The sequence below is a fragment of the Devosia sp. genome (assembly GCF_024707125.1).
Lineage (GTDB): Bacteria > Pseudomonadota > Alphaproteobacteria > Rhizobiales > Devosiaceae > Devosia.
Map to the genome: position 1 here is coordinate 25,901 of NZ_JANQAH010000012.1, position 16,155 is coordinate 42,055.

Genomic DNA, 16,155 nt, shown 5'->3' on the forward strand with positions numbered 1-16,155 from the left:
AAATCTCGATGTCATCCCCGCGAAAGCGGGGATCTCTGTTTGCGACGGGTCCCAAAACGGAGGTTCCCGCTTTCGCGGGAATGACACCGTGGTGGGGTCTAGATTTCGCGCACCTAGTCTTTCAGCTTGAAGGCCAGGGTCGTCACCCAGTCTTCCATGTTTGGCACCTCGGCCGGGTCGGATTCGTAGATTTCGAGCCGGCAGGCGAAGTGGTCGCCGTCGGGCTTTTCTTCCATGTCGAATTTCTGCTGCGTCAGGTTTGCCCAGCCGATCAGCATGCCGGTGACGGTGATCAGCTTGTCGGGGTGGCCGGTCCAGCTCAGGCCGATGAAATTGCCGGCGGGGAGCGTGCCGTTCTTCACCTGCCCCTCTTCGGGGCCAAGGGATTCGACGGCGATGCCCGCTTCGACATCGAGGGTGTCTTCCATGTTGATGCGGCGATAGTTGTAAAAGGCCTCGCCAGTGGGCTTGAGTCCGTGCTTTTCGAGGTGTGCGAAGAGCTGCGGAAAGCCTTCGCGGGCCGGCTTCTGCATCTGCTGCATGGTCACCGTGAAGGGCACGTAGATATAGGGCTGCGCGGCGCGCTGCTCGGTTTTGGGCAGGGTCAGCATGGGCGGTTCTCCTGTTCTGCGTTCAATCGACCTGGGCGCCGCCGGTTGCATTGGCGAGGGTGGCGGTCATGCTGGAGGCGAGGTCGCTGGCGAGCAGGACCACCGCGTCGGCCACCTGCCCCAGCGAGGAGATGCGGCGCAGCGGGGTATCCTTGGCGACTTCGGCGTGCATTTCCTCGAAAGTGATGCCCTTTTCGCGGGCGTGGATCAGCCAGGCCTCGCGCACGCCGGCAGCGTCGGGCGAACCGGGGGAACGGACCCAGCAACAGCGGACGCCCTTTGGGCCGTTCTCGGCGGCGAGATGGCGGAGGTAGTGTTCCACCGCAGCGCAGGCGATGCCGAAGCCGCCCATTTCGGTATAGGCCTCGCGTGCGGCATTGGCGGTGATGCCGAGAATGGCGCCGCCGCCGTTCTCGCCCATGTGCCGGGCCGTGGTGGCGCCGATATTGAACCAGGATTTCAGGCCCCGCTCGACCGGCATGATGAAGCGATCGTATTCGAGATCGATGATCGGCGTGCCTTGCGCATCGCCCCAATCGATGGCGCTGAAGACGACGTTGACGGGGCCACCTTTGCCGATTGCGTCTTGTAGATGCGCTTCAACCGAGGCGCGATCCAACGCGTCTACGGTGCCGACGTGAACGGTGCCGCCTTTGGCGCGCAGCTCTTCGGCAAATGCCTCCAGCCGTTCGCGGCCGCGGGCGGCCAGATGGACCACCGCCCCCTCGCGGACGAAGGCGCTTGCCACCGCGCCACCGACGGCGCCGCTGCCGCCATAGACGATGGCGGTCTTTCCCTTGAGCAGCATAAATTGTCCCTCCCATGCGCAGCCGCAGCCGCCTCCTGCCACGACGGGCGAGGAAGGGAGATTTAGACAGGCTTTTGGAGAATTATCGCTGGTCGGGCGGCGGGACGTTGGTGCTGGTTTTGCACTCGATCAGCCAGACGTCGTAAACGGGGTGATCGACGGCGTTGAGGGCCGGGCTATCGGCGAACATCCAGCCGGTGAAAATGCGCTTGGCGGTGCCGTCCAGCGAGCGCTGGTCGACTTCGAGGAAGGCCGAGGTGCGCTGCAGGGTGTCGGTGGCGGGGCGGTCGTAGCAGGCGCGTGGCGTTATCTCGAGGGCGCCGAAGAGGACGGTTTCGTCGATATAGACGTCAAAGCGCGTGATGCGGCCGGTGATCTTGTCGAGGCCGGCTAGGGTCGCGACGGGATGAGCCATGGGTTGCGCGCTGGCGGGCGCAACAGCAAGCGCCAGCCCGAGGAAGGCCAGCGCAGCAAAAAGGCGGGAGAGGAAGCGCAGAGGCATGGGCCCTTATTCGGGCGACCAGGCCTGATAATCGCCGGTGACGCGCGGACGCTCGCCGCTCTTGAGCAGGCTGCCATCGGGGCGATAGGCTTCCGCCGTGCCGGTGAGATTGGCCTGATGCGGCTTTTCCCAGGCGCGCGGCTTGTAGTTTGCGTCGGTTGGGACAACGTCGGTGCGGTAGTGCATCCAGCCGTGCCAGCCGGGCGGAATGGCCGACGCGTCAGCGTAACCGGCATAGGTTACGTAGCGGCGGTTGGCCTTCTTGTCCTGATAGTAGCGGTTGCCGAATTCGTCGGAGCCGACATAGTTGCCGAAGCGCTTGATCCAGAGGCGCGTTCCCCAGGTCTGGCCGCGCCACCAGGCGAAGATTTCGGTGAGGAATTGCTTGGTATCAGACTTGGCCACGAGACGATTCCGCTCAACAGGAACGATTTGTCTGGCGGTTTATCATGCTCGCCGCGAGGAGCCTAGACCAAAGCGACGCATTTTGGCTGCAACTTGGCGCGAGCGCGGGCGGGAATGGCACGGGAGGAGAATGGGGTGAGGCTTTCTGCTTTTCTCAGAGTCTATTACGCCTATGCCTTCCTGTTCGACTTCATCTTTGCCTATGCCGTCTATACGGCGCTGTTTTCGCTCGAAGGGCTGAGCACGAGTGAGATCGGCGTGCTGCTGGCCTTCTGGTCGGCTTCGGCGATCGTGCTGGAAATGCCGTCGGGGGCGCTGTCGGATCATTTTGACCGGCGGGTGTTATTGGTGTTCGCGCCGCTGGCGAAGGCCGGGACTTTTGTGCTTTGGGGGCTCGCACAGGGCGATTTCTGGATCTACGGCGCAGGCTTTCTGCTCTGGAGCCTTGGGCAGGCGCTGCAATCAGGTTCGCGCGAGGCGCTGCTCTATGAGCGGATGGCGGCCGAGGGACGGACAGACGAATTCGACAAGGTGCTGGGGCGGGACAATGCCGCCGAAGGGCTGGGCATTGGGCTTGGCACGCTGTTTGGCGGGTTTGTCGCCTATTGGAGCTTTGAGTGGGCCATCTGGCTCTCTATTCCCCCGCTGTTGGTTGCTGCCATTCTGGCTTTCTGGCTGGAGGATGTGCGGCGCAATGGGGTCGCCGAGGACGATGGCGATGTGGAGGGGGGCTACTTCACTCATTTCGTCCACGCCTGGCGCGAGTTCCGCGAGCGGGCGGAGTTGCGCTTTGTCACCACCTATATAGCGACCGGCCTGCTGGTCTTTGAGGTGCTCGAAGAGTTTGACGAGCTTTACTATCTCGCCGTGTCGCTGCCGGTCTGGGCCTGGGGCATCGTGGCGGCGGGCGTCGAGGCCATTTTTGCGCTGGCCAGCATTCATGCCTATCGACTGGCGGGGCGTCCCTGGCTCGCCTGGACACTGCCGGCTCTGGGCGGGGTTTTGCTGATAGCGGCTTCGCAGGGACGGACAGCGCCTTATGTACTGCTTCTTGCCGCCGGCTACATCGTGGTTGCGCCAGTGACGGTGCTGGCCGAGGCGCGCTTTCAGAAGATCATGGAAGGCAAGAGCCGGGCGACGACGACTTCGGCACTGGTGATGGCCGAGAATGTCGTGGGCATCGTGGCGACGCTGGTGTTTGGGTTTCTGGCGGATTGGGTCGGCATCCTCCCGGCCTATGGATGGGCCGGACTGGTCATGGCGCCTTTTGTGTTCTGGGTGATTGCGCGGCAGAGGCGGGGTTTTCGGGCGACGGATTAGCCACCTATTTCCCGTCACAAGACAGGTTTAGGCTGGGCCATCGGCCAGCGAGAGGAGACAGCCATGACCGTACGTCTCAATCCCTATATCAACTTCCGCAACAATGCCCGCGAAGCGCTTGCCTTCTATCACTCGATCTTTGGTGGCGAGCTGAACCTGTCGACCTATGCCGAGGGCGGCATGCCGCATGATCCGGCCGAGGCGCAGAAGATCATGCATGGGCAGCTCGACGCGCCCAATGGCATGACGCTGATGATTTCGGATGCACCGGCCAGCATGCCAATCCCCGACGAGAGCAATATTTCGGTGTCGTTGAGCGGGGACGACGAAGCCACCTTGCGCGGCTACTGGAACGGTCTTTCAGCCGGCGGGCAGCCTATGATGCCGCTCGAAAAGGCGCCGTGGGGTGATACGTTCGGCATGCTGGTCGACAAGTTCGGCGTGAGCTGGATGGTCAATATCGCCGGCCAGCCGGGCTGAGCACGCAAGGCGGGCCTTCGGGCCCGCCCTTCCCCAGATCACATTTCATCACGCAGGCGAACTCGCGCACTGCCGAGGCGTTGTGCCGTCATCTCGCACAGATAGGGAGACGAGAAATGGCGCAGATGCATCACCGCGGCGGGCTGGTGCCGCAGGAAACCAATTTTGACAATGCCGACCAGGCAGGCATTGCCCAACCCTATAGCCAGAGCGAAATCGAAGACCTGCTCTATGGCGACGACCGGCCGGTCGACGAACGGTTGGCGCGGCTTCGCGAGATGCGCGAAGAAACGGCCATTCGCGAAAGCGGCGACTGGGGGGATGAAGACCCCGCGGCCATGCTGGAGGAAATCGATCGGGCCATTGAGGAACTGAGCGGAGACCGCGAAGCCAGCGATGCCAATTTCGGCATCGAGGACACGATGCTGGATGACCCGTCAAATCACTCCCATGCCCTTTCGCCCGATGACGAGGATGCGCTGCGGGAGCTTTCCGGCGAAGCGCAGGACGATGGCGAAGACAGCTTTTACGAGGAAGACGAAGACGGCCCAGCAGATGATGACCACTGGGCCGGCAGCGAAGAATTCCGGCACTAGAGCGCATGTCCTTGTCCTGACGTCGGCGACCTCAGGAGACTGCTCTAGGGCGTCTGGACACCCTTTGTAGCGAGATAGATTGAGTAGACCGAGGTGGTGGCGGTGATGAAGAGCCGGTTGCCCCTCGGACCGCCAAAGGTGAGATTGGCGACGCCTTCCGGGACGTTGATGCGGCCGAGCAGCGTGCCGTCCGGGGCGTAGCAGTGAACGGCGGGGCCGCCGCTGGTCCACACGTTGCCGTGGACGTCCACACGCATACCGTCTGGAATGCCGCTCGCGAGCGTGCAGAACTCGCGGCCATTGGCGAGGGTTTTGCCGTCGATCACATCAAAAACGCGGATGATGCGCGGGTGGTCCAGCTTATGGCTGGAGCCGGAGTCGGCGACGTAAAGCCGCTTTTCGTCGGGCGAGAAGGCCAAGCCATTGGGTTGCAGGAAGTCTGTCGCGACGGCGGTCAGGGTGCCGCTGTCTGGATCGAGGCGGTAGACGTTGTGCGTTGCCTGTTCGGGCTCGGCCTGGAAACCTTCATAGTCCGAGAGGATGCCGTAGGTGGGGTCGGTGAACCAGACGCTGCCGCTTGAATGCACCACGACATCGTTGGGCGAATTGAGGCGCTTGCCCTCAAAACGGTCGGCGAGGACGGTGATTGTGCCATCGTATTCGGTGCGCGTGACGCGGCGTTGGCCGTGTTCGCAGGAAACGAGGCGGCCCTGACGATCGCGAGTATTGCCGTTGGAAAAGTTGGAATCGGCACGATAGACGGAAACCGTGCCGTCGGGCTGGTAGCGCATCATCCGATGATTGGGGATGTCGCTCCAGAGGAGATAGTCGCCATCTTTGAACCAGATCGGCCCTTCGGCCCAGCGGCAGCCGGTATAAAGCTGCTCAAGTTGGGCACTGCGGATGATGAGATCGCGAAAGCGCTCATCGATGACTTCGTGGACCGAGCCCGACATTTTCTTCCCCTCCAGCGGCAGGAAAGATGTGCCCTGCCAAGACCCTGCCGCAAATGTGGCGGACAAGGCAGGGGCGACCATAATTGGGGGTTTTGCGCGCGGCAATGCCGAAGCAGAGCGGATTAACCTCACATCAGGCTCGCCGTGAGACTTTGGCGGCAATCGGCCCCACGAGCCCAAAAAGGATTCCAATGAAAACCTCGTTTCTTCGTATCGCCGCCATCGGTGTTGCCCTATCAGCCACGATTGCCATCGCCGGATGCTCGATGATGGGTGGCGGCGCCGCGCCGACGGCCCTTGCCTCGGGCCTGACGGCCCGCATGGACCAGCCGAACGCGCGCCTTGATCGGGCGCAGGCCATCAATCTCGTCAATGCCTATCGCTCGACGCGTGGCGTGCCCGCGCTGGCGGCAGATGCCGGTCTCGATGGGACGGCGCAGGCGCTGGCCAATCAGTATGCGCAGACTGGTACTGCTCCGGCGACGCCGGCTGGCATGACCGTGATGAAGCTCAGCGCGGGGTATGCGACCTTCGCGGATACGTTCTCGGGCTGGCGCAATAGCCCCGCCGATGCAGCGGGTCTCGTGGCGCAGGGCAGCAAGGCGGGCCTTGGCGTGGCCTACAATGCTGCATCCAGCTACGGGGTCTATTGGGTGCTCGTCGTTGCCAACTGAGCCCGAACTGATCGACGCCAGGGGGCTGAAATGCCCCCTGCCCGTTCTGAAGTTGGAAAAGAAGCTGGAAGGATTGGCGCAGGGCAGCCTGCTTAGCGTTCTCGCGACCGATCCGATGGCTGCGATTGATATTCCACTCTACTGCCGGCAGCGCGGGCATGCCTGCGAGGCCAGCACGGAGGGCGAGGTGCTGCGGTTCGAGATCGTGGCTGGGTAGAGCCCCTACCGTCCAACTTTGCGCAGTGTCATCCCCGCGAAAGCGGGGATCTTTGTTTCAAGTCAGGGATTCCCGCTTTTCGCGGGAATGACGCCGTGACAGAGTGGGCAACTGACGCGATGCCTCAAGATTACCTGAACACCGGCCGGGGGCGCGGATAGGGAATGCCGGGGTTTCCCGCCAGTTCGAGGCCGGGACGGAGGCTGGCTTCGGTGGCGGTGTTTTCCGCGACGTCCTGAACCGGGAAGGCCGGGATGTGGGCCGGACGCGGGCGCGGCAGGACGATGCCGGTGCGCATGCGGCCAAGATCGGTGGCGACGTGCTCCACCGCGGCAATGGTGTCGGTGAGATAGCTCGGCTGGCCCTTGAGCCCCATGGGGAAGACTGCTTCCTGGGCTTTCACATATTCTGCTGCGCCCTTGCCGCAGATATTGGGGCGCATATCGACCGGCGCGGCGCCGACGGCGTTGGCAAGAGCAAGGACGTTCTGGCCGGTGCCCGATGCGGAGCCCGAAAGGCCCTTGAGGAGGAGTTCGGCGGCGCGCTCGTTGCGATCGCGGCCCGAGGAGCCGCCGAGAACCACCGCCATGAGGCGGCGGCCGTTGCGGTCGACATCGGCGACGAGGTTCAGGCCCGAAGCACAGACATAGCCGGTCTTCATGCCGATGGCGCCGGCGAAGGTTGTCAGGATTTCGTTCTGCGATTCCAGCTTCTGGCCGTTGATGCGAACGACGCTGGTGCGGAACATCTGCATGTATTGCGGAAAGCTCTGCTCGATATAGAGCGAGAGAATGGCGAGGTCGCGGGCCGTCGTCACCTGGCGCGGGTCGTGCAGGCCGTTGGAGTTGACGAAATGGGTTGCGGTGAGGCCCATGCGCTGGGCGACGTCGTTCATCTTGGCGACGAAGCTGGCTTCATTGCCACCGATGGTTTCGGCAATGGCAACGGCCATGTCGTTGGCCGACTTGACGATGAGAATGTAGAGCGCGTCTTCGAGCGAGACGGAGGTGTCGACCTTGAGACCGGAGCGGCTTGGGGCCTGGCTCAGCGCATATTTGGAGAGCGTGACCGGCGTTTCCAGCGTCACCGTGCCCTTGGCGATCTCCTCGAAGGCAACATAGGCGGTCATCAGCTTGGTGAGCGAGGCCGGGTGCCAAGGCTGGCCGGCATCCTCGGCGTAGAGAACCTGCAGGGTATCGCGATCGACGAGGAGGAGCGGGGTCGCCCATGCCGGCACCAGGCTTGCGCAGCTCAGGACAAGGGCAATGGCGATACGACGCAACAACAGCACGGGGAATCTCTTAAGCAGGTCTTACGGGGGCGCGGCCACTCTTAGCAGCGTCCTTCTGAAGCCTCAAGAAATGGGGCAAAGTTTGACACGACCGTGAATGGGCTGCTGACGCAGATTGTCGCGGAGAAGCGAAATCGTGAGGCTCGAACCACTAAGGGATTACGCCATGACCACTTTCGTTACCATTCTCACGCCCGGCTATGCCGATTGGGAAACCGCGCTGCTCAATGCCGCAGCCCGCAGCTACTATGGGATTAACACGCTTTTCGCGACGCCGGACGGCGAGGAAGTCGTGTCCTCGGGCGGGCTGAAGGTGACGCCGCATATGGCGGTGGCGGATATCAATGTCGAAGAAATCGATGCGCTGCTGGTGAATGGCGGCACGATCTGGAGCACGCCTTGTGCGCCGGATATTGCCGATGTGTTGCGAAAGGCACACGCCGCCGGCAAGACGGTGGGCGGGATTTGTGACGGGACACTGGCGCTGGCGCGGGCGGGGTTGCTCGACGAGGTGGCGCATACGTCCAACGGGCCGGAGAGCTTGCCGGATACGGGCTACAAGGGCGTGGAGCACTATCGGGATCAGCCGCAAGCGGTTTTGGCCGGCAAGATCATTACGGCGCCGGGCACCGCGCCCGTCAGTTTCATGGGCGCGGTGTTTGAATCGCTCGGGATGCGCAATGGCGATATGGATTTTTATCTCGGGCTTTATGGCACCGAGCATAAGGCGGCGTAGAGGCCAACTTGAGTGACGTTCTCTCGGCTGGCGTCACCACCGGGCTTGTCCCGGTGGTCCCCAGCGGAGGCGAGATGGATTGCCGGGACAAGCCCGGCAATGACGATGGAGGGGAGAGTGACACTCCCTCGCCTTCTTAGACGGCCAGCATCAGGATCGTGTCGCGTTTGATCGTCGCCGTCAGCGGCAGGTCGGAGGAGGACTGGCCGACGCGGAGGGTGAAGTCGCCGGATTCGACCAGCCAGTGCTTTGCTTCAGTGCGGAAGAAGGCGAAGGAGCGGGCGTCGAGGGTGAGCGTAACCTGGCGGCTCTCCCCGGGTGCGAGGGCAACCTTGGCGAAGGCTTTCAGTTCCTTGGCGGGACGGGGCGACGAGGATTCTGTGTCGGAGACATAGAGCTGGACGACGGTGGAGCCGGCACGGGCGCCGGTATTGGTGAGTGTCACTGTCGCGGTAACGTTGCCGTCGGCTTCGAAAGCGCTGTCGTCGACGGTGAGGTCGCTGACAGAGAAGGTCGTGTAGCCCAGCCCAAAGCCGAAGGGGTAGAGCGGGGTCATGCCGAGGCGGTCGTAGTGGCGATAGCCGACGAAAATGCCTTCTTCGTAGCGCACCTTGCCTTCGAGGCCGGGATAGACTTCGCGGTCCTGGCTGTGAGCCGGGTTGTCGGACCAGCGCACCGGAAAAGTCTGCGGCAGGCGGCCGCCGGGTTCGGCGGCGCCGGTGAGGACGTCGGCGATGGCGTTGCCGGCTTCCTGGCCCGGGTACCAGGCCTGGAGAACGGCGCGGACCGAGTTGATCCAGGGCATTTCGATGGGGCCGCCGGTCTGGAGGACTACGACGGTGTTCGGGTTGGCCTGGGCGACGGCGGCGACAAGTTCGTTCTGGCGACCGGGGAGTTCGATGCCGGGGAGATCGCTGCCTTCTGTGTCCCACTCGCCATTGCGGCCGATGAAGACAACAGCGACATCCGAGTTGCGGGCGGCGCGGACGGCTTCGGCAATGTCGGCGTCGCCGAGCGGCAGGCCGATGCCGCAGGCGAAGGCGGCGAGGCCGAGGGTGGCAAAGTCCTTGGTGGCGAATTCGATCGTCACGTTGTAGTTGCGGCCGGCTTCCAGGTCGATGGTGCCGACGACTTCGTCGCAGCCCTCTTCGAAGAAGGTGCGGCCCTTGGTCCAGTTGGTCCAGGCATCGGCGACAAGCTTGCCGTCCACGAAAACCTTGGCGAAGCCGGCGGAGTAGATGCCGACGCGGTGGGTGCCGGATTTTTCTGGCGTGTAGGTGGCGCGGACGCGGGCGGAGAAATGCAAGGGGTCGACCTTGCCGTCGGCGACGTTGCCGATCCAGAAGGCCTGGGCGTCTTCCTGGGTGCCGATATGGACGGGCTCCCCGGCGAGCTTTTCATTGGCGAAGTATTCGACGGTGAGCGTGCCGCGGAGGAGCGGTTCGAAGCGGTCATTGCCGCAGCCGACTGCGTAGGTCAGCTGGTCCTCGCCGAGCTGGGCGACGAGGCCCTCCCATGGCGAGACGCGATAGTGAGCGTTTAGCTGGGCGCTGCCGCCGCCCATGATCTGGGCGCGCTTGGCATTGGGGCCAATGACGGCGATGCGGCTTTCGGGCTTTAGCGGCAGGGCGCCGTTGTTCTTGAGGAGAACGGCGGCCTCGGCGCCGGCGCGGCGGATCAGGGCGCGGTGCTCGGGGCGGTCGTTGGCCTGTTCCTGATGGGGGCGGTGATCATCGAGCGAGCCGACGCGCTCCATCAGGCGCAACATGGCGGTTACGCGTTTGTCGAGCGTTTCGGCTGAGACTTCGCCTGAGTTTACGACATCGATGAGCTTTTGGCCGCGGTCGCGGGCTGGGCCGGGCATCTCGAGGTCGAGGCCGGCATTGACGGTTTCGGCGGTCGAGTGTGAGCCGAACCAGTCGGACATGACGATGCCGTCATAGCCCCATTCGTTGCGGAGGACGGTGGAGAGGAGCCAGTTGTGCTCGGAGGTGAAGGTGCCGTTGAGGCGGTTGTAGGAGCTCATCACGCCCCAGGTGCCGGCCTTCTTCACCGCCCATTCGAAGGGGATCAGATAGATTTCGCGCAGAGAGCGCTCGTCGATCTCGCTCGACATGGTCGTGCGCTCGATCTCGCTTTCATTGCCGACGAAATGCTTGATGGTGGCGCCGATCCCCTGCCCTTGCAGGCCCCTGATGTAGCCCACTGCCAGTTCGGCGGAGAGGAAGGGGTCTTCGGAATAGCACTCGAAATTGCGGCCATTGGTGACCGAGCGGTGGATGTTGACCGTGGGCGCAAGCAGCATATGCGCGCCCTTGGATTTGACTTCGTCGGCGAGGGCAGCGCCGATTTCCTCGACCAGTGGAACATTCCAGGTGGCGCCGATGGCGATGCCGACCGGGAAGCTGGCAGATTTGACGCCGCCGATCAGCGAGCCACCACCGCGGGCGCCGTTGGGGCCATCGGTAACGCGCAGCTTGCCGATGCCGAGGCGCGCGATGGCGGGAACGGACCAGAAATCCTCGCCGGAGAGAATGGACACCTTCTCCTCAAGCGTCATTTCGGACAAAAGCTGCTCGATGCGATTGGTCACCGTATTCTCCTCCGGGCGCACTCTTGGCGCGAAGAAAGACAGGCCCCGCGTGGGCCTGTCAACCGTTCTACCTGTGATAAATCTACTCAGCGCGGCGCGATTGGCGCTTTTCGCAGGCGGCCCCAGAGGACGAAGAGCGAGAGGGCCAGCAGCACGAGATTAACCGGCAGAACCTGGAATTCGCCGCGCATGCTGTGAAGGCCGATGGCGAGAACCTGGATGGCGGAAAAGCCGAGAGCGGCGAGTGGCGTCAGGAATGGCGCGATGCGCGTCGCGGCAGGGAGGATGATGCCGATGGCGCCTGCTACTTCCATGGTGCCGATGAAGCGGGTGAGCAATTCGGGATAGTCGCCGGCATAGGACATGCCCGAGGCGACCAGAGCATCGATTGGCTGGGTGAGCTTCATGAAGCCAGCCATGATGTAGACGGCTGCCAGAACAGCCTGGGCCACCCAGAGCCCGATATTCCATTTGTTCATAGGTCGTTTCCCCCTGCGGACGACGTGTCGCACTAGTCACAACTAGTAACTGTGTTTATATTAGTGCCCAAGTACCCGACACAAGGAGGCACAGCCATGTCACTGACCGATACATCCAAGCACGCAAACTGCTCTGCGATGTCCGATGTGCTGAGCCGCATTGGCGACAAGTGGAGCGTGATGGTTGTGGGTATGTTGAGCCGCAACGGCACGCTGCGCTTCAACGAACTCAAGCGCATGATCAATGGCGTTTCGCAGCGCATGCTGACGCTGACGCTGCGCAATCTCGAGCGCGATGGGCTCGTGAGCCGCACGATCTATCCCGAGGTGCCGCCGCGGGTGGAATATAGCCTGACCGAAATGGGCAAGACCCTGCAGGAGCCGATCAACGCGCTCTGGGACTGGACGGCGGAAAACCACCACTCCATCATCGATGCGCGTGATATCTATGATCAGCGGCAGCATGCCGTTGAAGCGGCGGAGCCACGCAAGATTGCCTATGCTCGCGGGCAGTAGGTAGCGGGCTAGCTTCCCAACCTCACAACACACCGTCATTGCCGGGCTTGCCCCGGCAATCCATTTGGCATGCGCGTGTGGCGGCATGGCCCTAGGCTATTCCAGAAATCAGCTTTCGGACGGCGCCATGTGCACGAAGCGATTGGCGTCGTTCCCGCGCGTTCCGGCTTCGAGCACTTCGCGGCGCGCTTCGGCGCGGCGGCTGAAAGGCAGGTTCAGGGCGGCGACAAGCGCGCGGTATTCCTGGCGGGCGCTCGTGTGAGACATGGACGGGACGCCACCGAGCAGTTCGTCGTCCAGGGGATCGAATACGGTCATGCCGGTCGCAAAGAGCGAGCGGAAGATGACGCGCTCGGCGATGCCATCGGAGACGCGGCAGCCGAGGCGCATGGCGATGCGCTCGAGCATGGTTTGCACCTGCCGCATGTTTCGCGACGAGAGCATGGAAATGCGGTTGCGGACCAAGACCCAGTCGATGGTGCGGCCGTCGATTGCGAGGCGCTCGGAACGGGCGCGCTGCACGAGACGAGCATAGTGGCTGAGTTCGCGCGGCTCGCCAGTCACCGGATCGACATGGGCCATGACGTTGAGGTCGATGAGGCTGTCATTGACCGGGGTCACCAGCGTATCGGCCAGCGAATGAGCGAGGCGCGTCAGGTTCGTGTCGAAGCCCGGCGTGTCGATGACGATGAATTCGCTCGACTGCTCAACCTCGGCAATGGCCTGGCGGAAAAGGTCGAATTCGACGCGGTTGTTTTCCTTGAGGGAATCGCCGCGGGCCAAAGGCAGGTGGAAATGGGTCGTGTGCGGCAGGCTGAGGCCGCGCTGGCGGGCCCAGTCACGCCGATTGCGCACATAGTGGGTCAGCGTCTGCTGGCGGCTGTCGACGTCGATCGAGGCAACCTTGTAGCCCTGGTAGAGCAGGTAGATAGCCAGATGAAAGGCCGTGGTCGATTTGCCCGACCCACCCTTCTCATTGCCAACGACGATAACATGCGCCGCCTGCCGAACCATCACGCCCCCAAATCAGTCGTCGGATTCTCGACTCTTCACGCCTTATGCACAAGTGGGGCGAAGATTAACAATCGTTAAACGATTAATGCAGCGCGATTGCAGGTTTACAACAGGCCGAGGCGAGCCAGTTCCGCAGCGATCTCGACGGAGTTCTCGACGTCATTGGCCGCGATATCGGGCGGGGCATCCTTGGGCTCAAGGTAGCGCCAGCCCTGGAATGGACGCTTGGGGTATGGAATCGTGCGGATGAGCTCGGGCGACATGATGATGTCGCAGTAGTTCTTGCCCTCAGCGTCGGTAAAGGGCGCCAGGCGCTGAATCACCTGCCGGCAGACGATGGACCCGGCGATCACCCAGTAGATCGACCCCTTGCCTTCCATTTCAGCGACGCGCTTGGGCATCATGCGGGTGCGATGCACATGCACGTCCTCGCCGTAATCGGCATCCCACCAATGGGCGCGTTCGTCGCGGTAGCTTTCCAGTTCTTCGAAGCTGGAAACGCCGACGCAGAGTTTGACCATGTGGATCATGCGATAGTTCCGGGGGCAATACGGCCCTGAATGACGTCGATCTCGTCGTTGTCGACGATCCACGGCTCGTGCCGGGCCAATGCGAGCCAATCCTGAAAGGCGGGCAGGCTGTAGATGGCTTCGACATAGCCGGCGGCCGTGTCGGAAATGGGCAGTGCATAGGTGCGAATGCGCGTCGCGACCGGGGCAAACATGGCATCGGCGGCGGAAAAACTGCCGAAAAGGAACGGGCCGCCGGAGCGCGACAGAAACTCACCCCACAGCTGCTCGATTCGGTGCAGGTCCTGGCGCACGAGGTCGGAATCGACCTTGCCGGGATGGGACGAGCGCAGGTTCATCGGGGCATTGCTGCGCAGGGCCGTGAAGCTGGCATGCATTTCGGAGGCTGCGGAACGCGCCAGGGCCCGATCGCGACGGTCGGCCGGCCAGATCTGTTTTTCGGGGAACTTGTCCGCCAGATATTCGATGATGGCGAGGGTCTCGGGAATGACGAGATCCTCGTCGATCAGAACCGGCACTTTTCCGGTGGGTGAGCGGGCCGCGAGCACATCGCGCCAGCCCTCGCCGGAGAGCATCAACACCTCGTCTTCAAAGGGCAGATCGAAGTGGCGCAGCACCAGCCAGGGGCGTAGCGACCAGGAGGAATAGTTGCGGTTTCCAATGAGCAGCTTCATGCGAAAAACCTTACTGCAAAAGGAAGGGCGCCCTGTGGCAAAGGGCGCCCTTCCCTAAATCTTTTCGGTGCAGAATGCCAGCTAGACGCCGGCGACCACCGAGATAACGAGCCCCATCGAGAGAAGAGCTACGAGGGCCCAGCTAATGGAATGCCAGGCCAGGGTCTTCGGTTGACTGCGCATTTTGCCGCTCCTTGTCAGCCGTCCATTCCGACCCGCTCAGGACGCTGCGAGGGGCCAGTCAGCAAGCGTTAACTGTGTCACGTAACCTTTGCAAGTGACCCATCTGCAACAGTGCACAACCGGTTTTGGATCCTAGAAAAGTCCGAACCAGAGGCCAGCAATGCCCAAAAACGCGAAGAATCCAATGACATCGGTGATGGTCGTGACGAAGACCGCTGAGGCGATGGCGGGATCCGCCTTGAAGCGATCGAGGGTGAGCGGAATTAATATTCCTGCGGTGCCGGCAACGACGAGATTGATGATCATGGCCATGGCGATGACCGCGCCGAGCTGCACATTGTTGTAGCGCACCCAGGTGACGAGGCCGATGAGAATGGCGAAAATGACGCCATTGAAAAAGCCGACCACCATTTCGCGGCGAATGAGGCGGCGAAGGCGACCGCCCTCGAGTTCGCGCATGGCGATGGCGCGCACGGTGACGGTCATGGTCTGGGCGCCGGCATTGCCGCCCATGGAGGCGACGATGGGCATGAGCACGGCGAGTTCCACCATGTGCTCGATGGTGCCGTTGAAAAGGCCTATGACGAGGGAAACCAGAACGGCGGTGACGAGATTGACGGCGAGCCAGGGGCGCGGCTGCGGACGGTATCCAAGGTGGTGTCGGACACGTCTTCGTCGCCCACACCGGCGAGGAGTTTGATGTCCTCGTCGGCTTCTTCGGTGATGACGTCGACCATGTCGTCGATGGTGAGGACGCCCACGAGGCGCCCGTTTTCATCCACGACGCCGACTTCCACGAGGTCATAGCGTTCGAAGGCGCGGGCGGCCTCTTCCTGGTCCTCGTCGGCTCCGACCAGGACCAGATTGGTATTCATGATCGATTCGATCCTGGTGGCGCGTTGCGCGCGCAGCACCCGATCGAGCGGCAGCGTACCGAGAACTTTGTAGCCGGCATCAACCACGTAGAGCTGGAAGAACTCGTCCGGCAGGTCGCGTTCGGCGCGCAGGTAGTCGATCATCTGTCCCACCGTCCAGAAGGGCGGGATGGCGATGAATTCGGTCTGCATCCGCCGGCCGGCGGAATCCTCGGGAAAATCGAGGCTGCGCTTGAGGCTCAGGCGCTCGAAGGTCGGCAGGGCCGAGAGAATCTCGTTCTGGTCTTCCTCTTCGAGGTCCTCCAGAATCGCCACCGCGTCATCGCTGTCGAGACCGGAAACGCCGCGGGCGATTTCAGCGTTAGGCAGCGCCTCCATCAGTTCGAGGCGGATGCTCTCATCGACCTCGGTCAGCGCGGAATAATCGAATTCATCCCCAAGCAGGCGCACCAGGGCCAGGCGCTCGTCGTGATCGAGCAATTCGAGCACGTCGCCGACGTCGGCCGTATGCAGGGGCTCCATGACCAGAGCCACGTCTTCTGAGCGACCGGCGGCAAGGAAGGCCCGTAAGCGTTCGAGCCAAAGCGAACTGATGCGATCGTCCGCATCGCGGAACGCGCTGGGGTCCATCTCGGCCTCCGTGCCGAGTTCGGTCTCGAAATCGCTGCTCATAGGGAGCCCTTTGTGTGTCCTGG

At 62.7% G+C, this 16,155-nt stretch carries 18 protein-coding genes and 1 pseudogene; 7 read left to right on the forward strand and 12 right to left on the reverse strand.

Annotated features, from left to right (window positions below; all coding sequences use genetic code 11):
- Positions 1 to 113: 113 nt before the first annotated feature.
- The 4 genes from NVV77_RS20530 to NVV77_RS20545 all read right to left on the reverse strand — a co-directional run bounded on the left by NVV77_RS20530 (position 114) and on the right by NVV77_RS20545 (position 2,326).
- On the reverse strand, positions 114 to 611 hold the full coding sequence (locus tag NVV77_RS20530; protein ID WP_295416327.1) for a GyrI-like domain-containing protein: 498 nt from the start codon (positions 609 to 611) through the stop codon (positions 114 to 116).
- A 22-nt stretch (positions 612 to 633) separates the two neighbouring features.
- Entirely contained in the window at positions 634 to 1,419 is a 786-nt protein-coding gene (locus tag NVV77_RS20535) for an SDR family oxidoreductase (RefSeq protein ID WP_295416329.1), read from the reverse strand.
- 82 nt (positions 1,420 to 1,501) lie between these two features.
- Positions 1,502 to 1,921 carry a DUF2155 domain-containing protein gene (locus NVV77_RS20540; RefSeq protein ID WP_295416332.1) on the reverse strand — a complete coding sequence of 140 codons (420 nt, stop codon included), beginning with the start codon at positions 1,919 to 1,921 and terminating at the stop codon, positions 1,502 to 1,504.
- Between the two features lie 6 nt (positions 1,922 to 1,927).
- Positions 1,928 to 2,326 carry an NADH:ubiquinone oxidoreductase subunit NDUFA12 gene (locus NVV77_RS20545; RefSeq protein WP_295416335.1) on the reverse strand — a complete coding sequence of 133 codons (399 nt, stop codon included), beginning with the start codon at positions 2,324 to 2,326 and terminating at the stop codon, positions 1,928 to 1,930.
- Between the two features lie 135 nt (positions 2,327 to 2,461).
- Between NVV77_RS20545 and NVV77_RS20550 the strand changes: the two genes are divergently transcribed.
- The 3 genes from NVV77_RS20550 to NVV77_RS20560 all read left to right on the forward strand — a co-directional run bounded on the left by NVV77_RS20550 (position 2,462) and on the right by NVV77_RS20560 (position 4,722).
- The gene (locus NVV77_RS20550; protein ID WP_295416338.1) at positions 2,462 to 3,646 is read left to right on the forward strand and encodes an MFS transporter; all 1,185 of its coding nucleotides are present in this window, start codon (positions 2,462 to 2,464) and stop codon (positions 3,644 to 3,646) included.
- 63 nt (positions 3,647 to 3,709) lie between these two features.
- Positions 3,710 to 4,126 carry a VOC family protein gene (locus NVV77_RS20555; RefSeq protein ID WP_295416341.1) on the forward strand — a complete coding sequence of 139 codons (417 nt, stop codon included), beginning with the start codon at positions 3,710 to 3,712 and terminating at the stop codon, positions 4,124 to 4,126.
- 116 nt (positions 4,127 to 4,242) lie between these two features.
- A complete protein-coding gene (locus NVV77_RS20560; protein WP_295416344.1) occupies positions 4,243 to 4,722 on the forward strand; it encodes a hypothetical protein in 480 nt (159 codons plus the stop codon).
- A gap of 44 nt (positions 4,723 to 4,766) precedes the next feature.
- On the opposite strand, the gene NVV77_RS20565 is transcribed toward NVV77_RS20560, so the two are convergent.
- The gene (locus tag NVV77_RS20565; protein ID WP_295416346.1) at positions 4,767 to 5,678 is read right to left on the reverse strand and encodes an SMP-30/gluconolactonase/LRE family protein; all 912 of its coding nucleotides are present in this window, start codon (positions 5,676 to 5,678) and stop codon (positions 4,767 to 4,769) included.
- Positions 5,679 to 5,869: 191 nt separating this feature from the next.
- On the opposite strand from NVV77_RS20565, the gene NVV77_RS20570 reads away from it, so the two are divergent.
- Together NVV77_RS20570 and NVV77_RS20575 are read left to right on the forward strand one after the other, a co-directional pair.
- Positions 5,870 to 6,352 (forward strand): CAP domain-containing protein, encoded by a 483-nt coding sequence (locus NVV77_RS20570; RefSeq protein WP_295416349.1) that lies wholly within the window; start codon positions 5,870 to 5,872, stop codon positions 6,350 to 6,352.
- Positions 6,342 to 6,569 (forward strand): sulfurtransferase TusA family protein, encoded by a 228-nt coding sequence (locus NVV77_RS20575; protein ID WP_295416352.1) that lies wholly within the window; start codon positions 6,342 to 6,344, stop codon positions 6,567 to 6,569. The genes NVV77_RS20570 and NVV77_RS20575 overlap by 11 nt, the downstream gene beginning before the upstream one ends.
- 130 nt (positions 6,570 to 6,699) lie before the next feature.
- Here the strand turns inward: NVV77_RS20575 and NVV77_RS20580 are convergent, their stop codons facing one another.
- Positions 6,700 to 7,860 (reverse strand): D-alanyl-D-alanine carboxypeptidase family protein, encoded by a 1,161-nt coding sequence (locus tag NVV77_RS20580; protein WP_295416354.1) that lies wholly within the window; start codon positions 7,858 to 7,860, stop codon positions 6,700 to 6,702.
- Positions 7,861 to 8,026: 166 nt separating this feature from the next.
- Here NVV77_RS20580 and NVV77_RS20585 point away from each other — a divergent pair, with 166 nt between their 5' ends.
- Complete coding sequence (locus NVV77_RS20585) at positions 8,027 to 8,596, forward strand: DJ-1/PfpI family protein (RefSeq protein ID WP_295416357.1); 570 nt, start codon at positions 8,027 to 8,029, stop codon at positions 8,594 to 8,596.
- Between the two features lie 136 nt (positions 8,597 to 8,732).
- Here the strand turns inward: NVV77_RS20585 and NVV77_RS20590 are convergent, their stop codons facing one another.
- Entirely contained in the window at positions 8,733 to 11,156 is a 2,424-nt protein-coding gene (locus tag NVV77_RS20590; RefSeq protein ID WP_295416468.1) for a glycoside hydrolase family 3 protein, read from the reverse strand.
- 119 nt (positions 11,157 to 11,275) lie between these two features.
- A complete protein-coding gene (locus NVV77_RS20595) occupies positions 11,276 to 11,668 on the reverse strand; it encodes a DoxX family protein (RefSeq protein WP_295416360.1) in 393 nt (130 codons plus the stop codon).
- Positions 11,669 to 11,764: 96 nt separating this feature from the next.
- Here NVV77_RS20595 and NVV77_RS20600 point away from each other — a divergent pair, with 96 nt between their 5' ends.
- Entirely contained in the window at positions 11,765 to 12,184 is a 420-nt protein-coding gene (locus NVV77_RS20600) for a helix-turn-helix domain-containing protein (protein ID WP_295416363.1), read from the forward strand.
- Positions 12,185 to 12,292: 108 nt separating this feature from the next.
- On the opposite strand, the gene NVV77_RS20605 is transcribed toward NVV77_RS20600, so the two are convergent.
- From NVV77_RS20605 to mgtE, 4 genes and pseudogenes are all read right to left on the reverse strand, one after another.
- The gene (locus tag NVV77_RS20605; RefSeq protein ID WP_295416366.1) at positions 12,293 to 13,198 is read right to left on the reverse strand and encodes a division plane positioning ATPase MipZ; all 906 of its coding nucleotides are present in this window, start codon (positions 13,196 to 13,198) and stop codon (positions 12,293 to 12,295) included.
- 104 nt (positions 13,199 to 13,302) lie between these two features.
- Positions 13,303 to 13,728, reverse strand: a complete 426-nt coding sequence (locus NVV77_RS20610) for a DUF1489 domain-containing protein (RefSeq protein WP_295416369.1) — start codon at positions 13,726 to 13,728, stop codon at positions 13,303 to 13,305.
- Positions 13,725 to 14,402, reverse strand: coding sequence for a glutathione S-transferase family protein (locus NVV77_RS20615; RefSeq protein WP_295416372.1), 678 nt, complete (start codon positions 14,400 to 14,402; stop codon positions 13,725 to 13,727). The genes NVV77_RS20610 and NVV77_RS20615 overlap by 4 nt, the downstream gene beginning before the upstream one ends.
- A 315-nt stretch (positions 14,403 to 14,717) precedes the next feature.
- Positions 14,718 to 16,090 (reverse strand): annotated as a pseudogene (gene mgtE, locus NVV77_RS20620) (magnesium transporter).
- Positions 16,091 to 16,155 lie beyond the last annotated feature (65 nt).

Excerpts from the sequence above, each read along its gene's own strand:
- NVV77_RS20605 (WP_295416366.1), bottom strand. The coding sequence starts at position 13,198 with ATGGTTCGGCAGGCGGCGCATGTTATCGTCGTTGGCAATGAGAAGGGT.
- NVV77_RS20555 (WP_295416341.1), top strand. The coding sequence starts at position 3,710 with ATGACCGTACGTCTCAATCCCTATATCAACTTCCGCAACAATGCCCGC.
- NVV77_RS20600 (WP_295416363.1), top strand. The coding sequence starts at position 11,765 with ATGTCACTGACCGATACATCCAAGCACGCAAACTGCTCTGCGATGTCC.
- NVV77_RS20615 (WP_295416372.1), bottom strand. The coding sequence starts at position 14,402 with ATGAAGCTGCTCATTGGAAACCGCAACTATTCCTCCTGGTCGCTACGC.
- NVV77_RS20610 (WP_295416369.1), bottom strand. The coding sequence starts at position 13,728 with ATGATCCACATGGTCAAACTCTGCGTCGGCGTTTCCAGCTTCGAAGAA.
- NVV77_RS20540 (WP_295416332.1), bottom strand. The coding sequence starts at position 1,921 with ATGCCTCTGCGCTTCCTCTCCCGCCTTTTTGCTGCGCTGGCCTTCCTC.
- NVV77_RS20590 (WP_295416468.1), bottom strand. The coding sequence starts at position 11,156 with ATGACGCTTGAGGAGAAGGTGTCCATTCTCTCCGGCGAGGATTTCTGG.
- NVV77_RS20570 (WP_295416349.1), top strand. The coding sequence starts at position 5,870 with ATGAAAACCTCGTTTCTTCGTATCGCCGCCATCGGTGTTGCCCTATCA.
- NVV77_RS20535 (WP_295416329.1), bottom strand. The coding sequence starts at position 1,419 with ATGCTGCTCAAGGGAAAGACCGCCATCGTCTATGGCGGCAGCGGCGCC.
- NVV77_RS20530 (WP_295416327.1), bottom strand. The coding sequence starts at position 611 with ATGCTGACCCTGCCCAAAACCGAGCAGCGCGCCGCGCAGCCCTATATC.
- NVV77_RS20560 (WP_295416344.1), top strand. The coding sequence starts at position 4,243 with ATGGCGCAGATGCATCACCGCGGCGGGCTGGTGCCGCAGGAAACCAAT.
- NVV77_RS20595 (WP_295416360.1), bottom strand. The coding sequence starts at position 11,668 with ATGAACAAATGGAATATCGGGCTCTGGGTGGCCCAGGCTGTTCTGGCA.
- NVV77_RS20585 (WP_295416357.1), top strand. The coding sequence starts at position 8,027 with ATGACCACTTTCGTTACCATTCTCACGCCCGGCTATGCCGATTGGGAA.
- NVV77_RS20565 (WP_295416346.1), bottom strand. The coding sequence starts at position 5,678 with ATGTCGGGCTCGGTCCACGAAGTCATCGATGAGCGCTTTCGCGATCTC.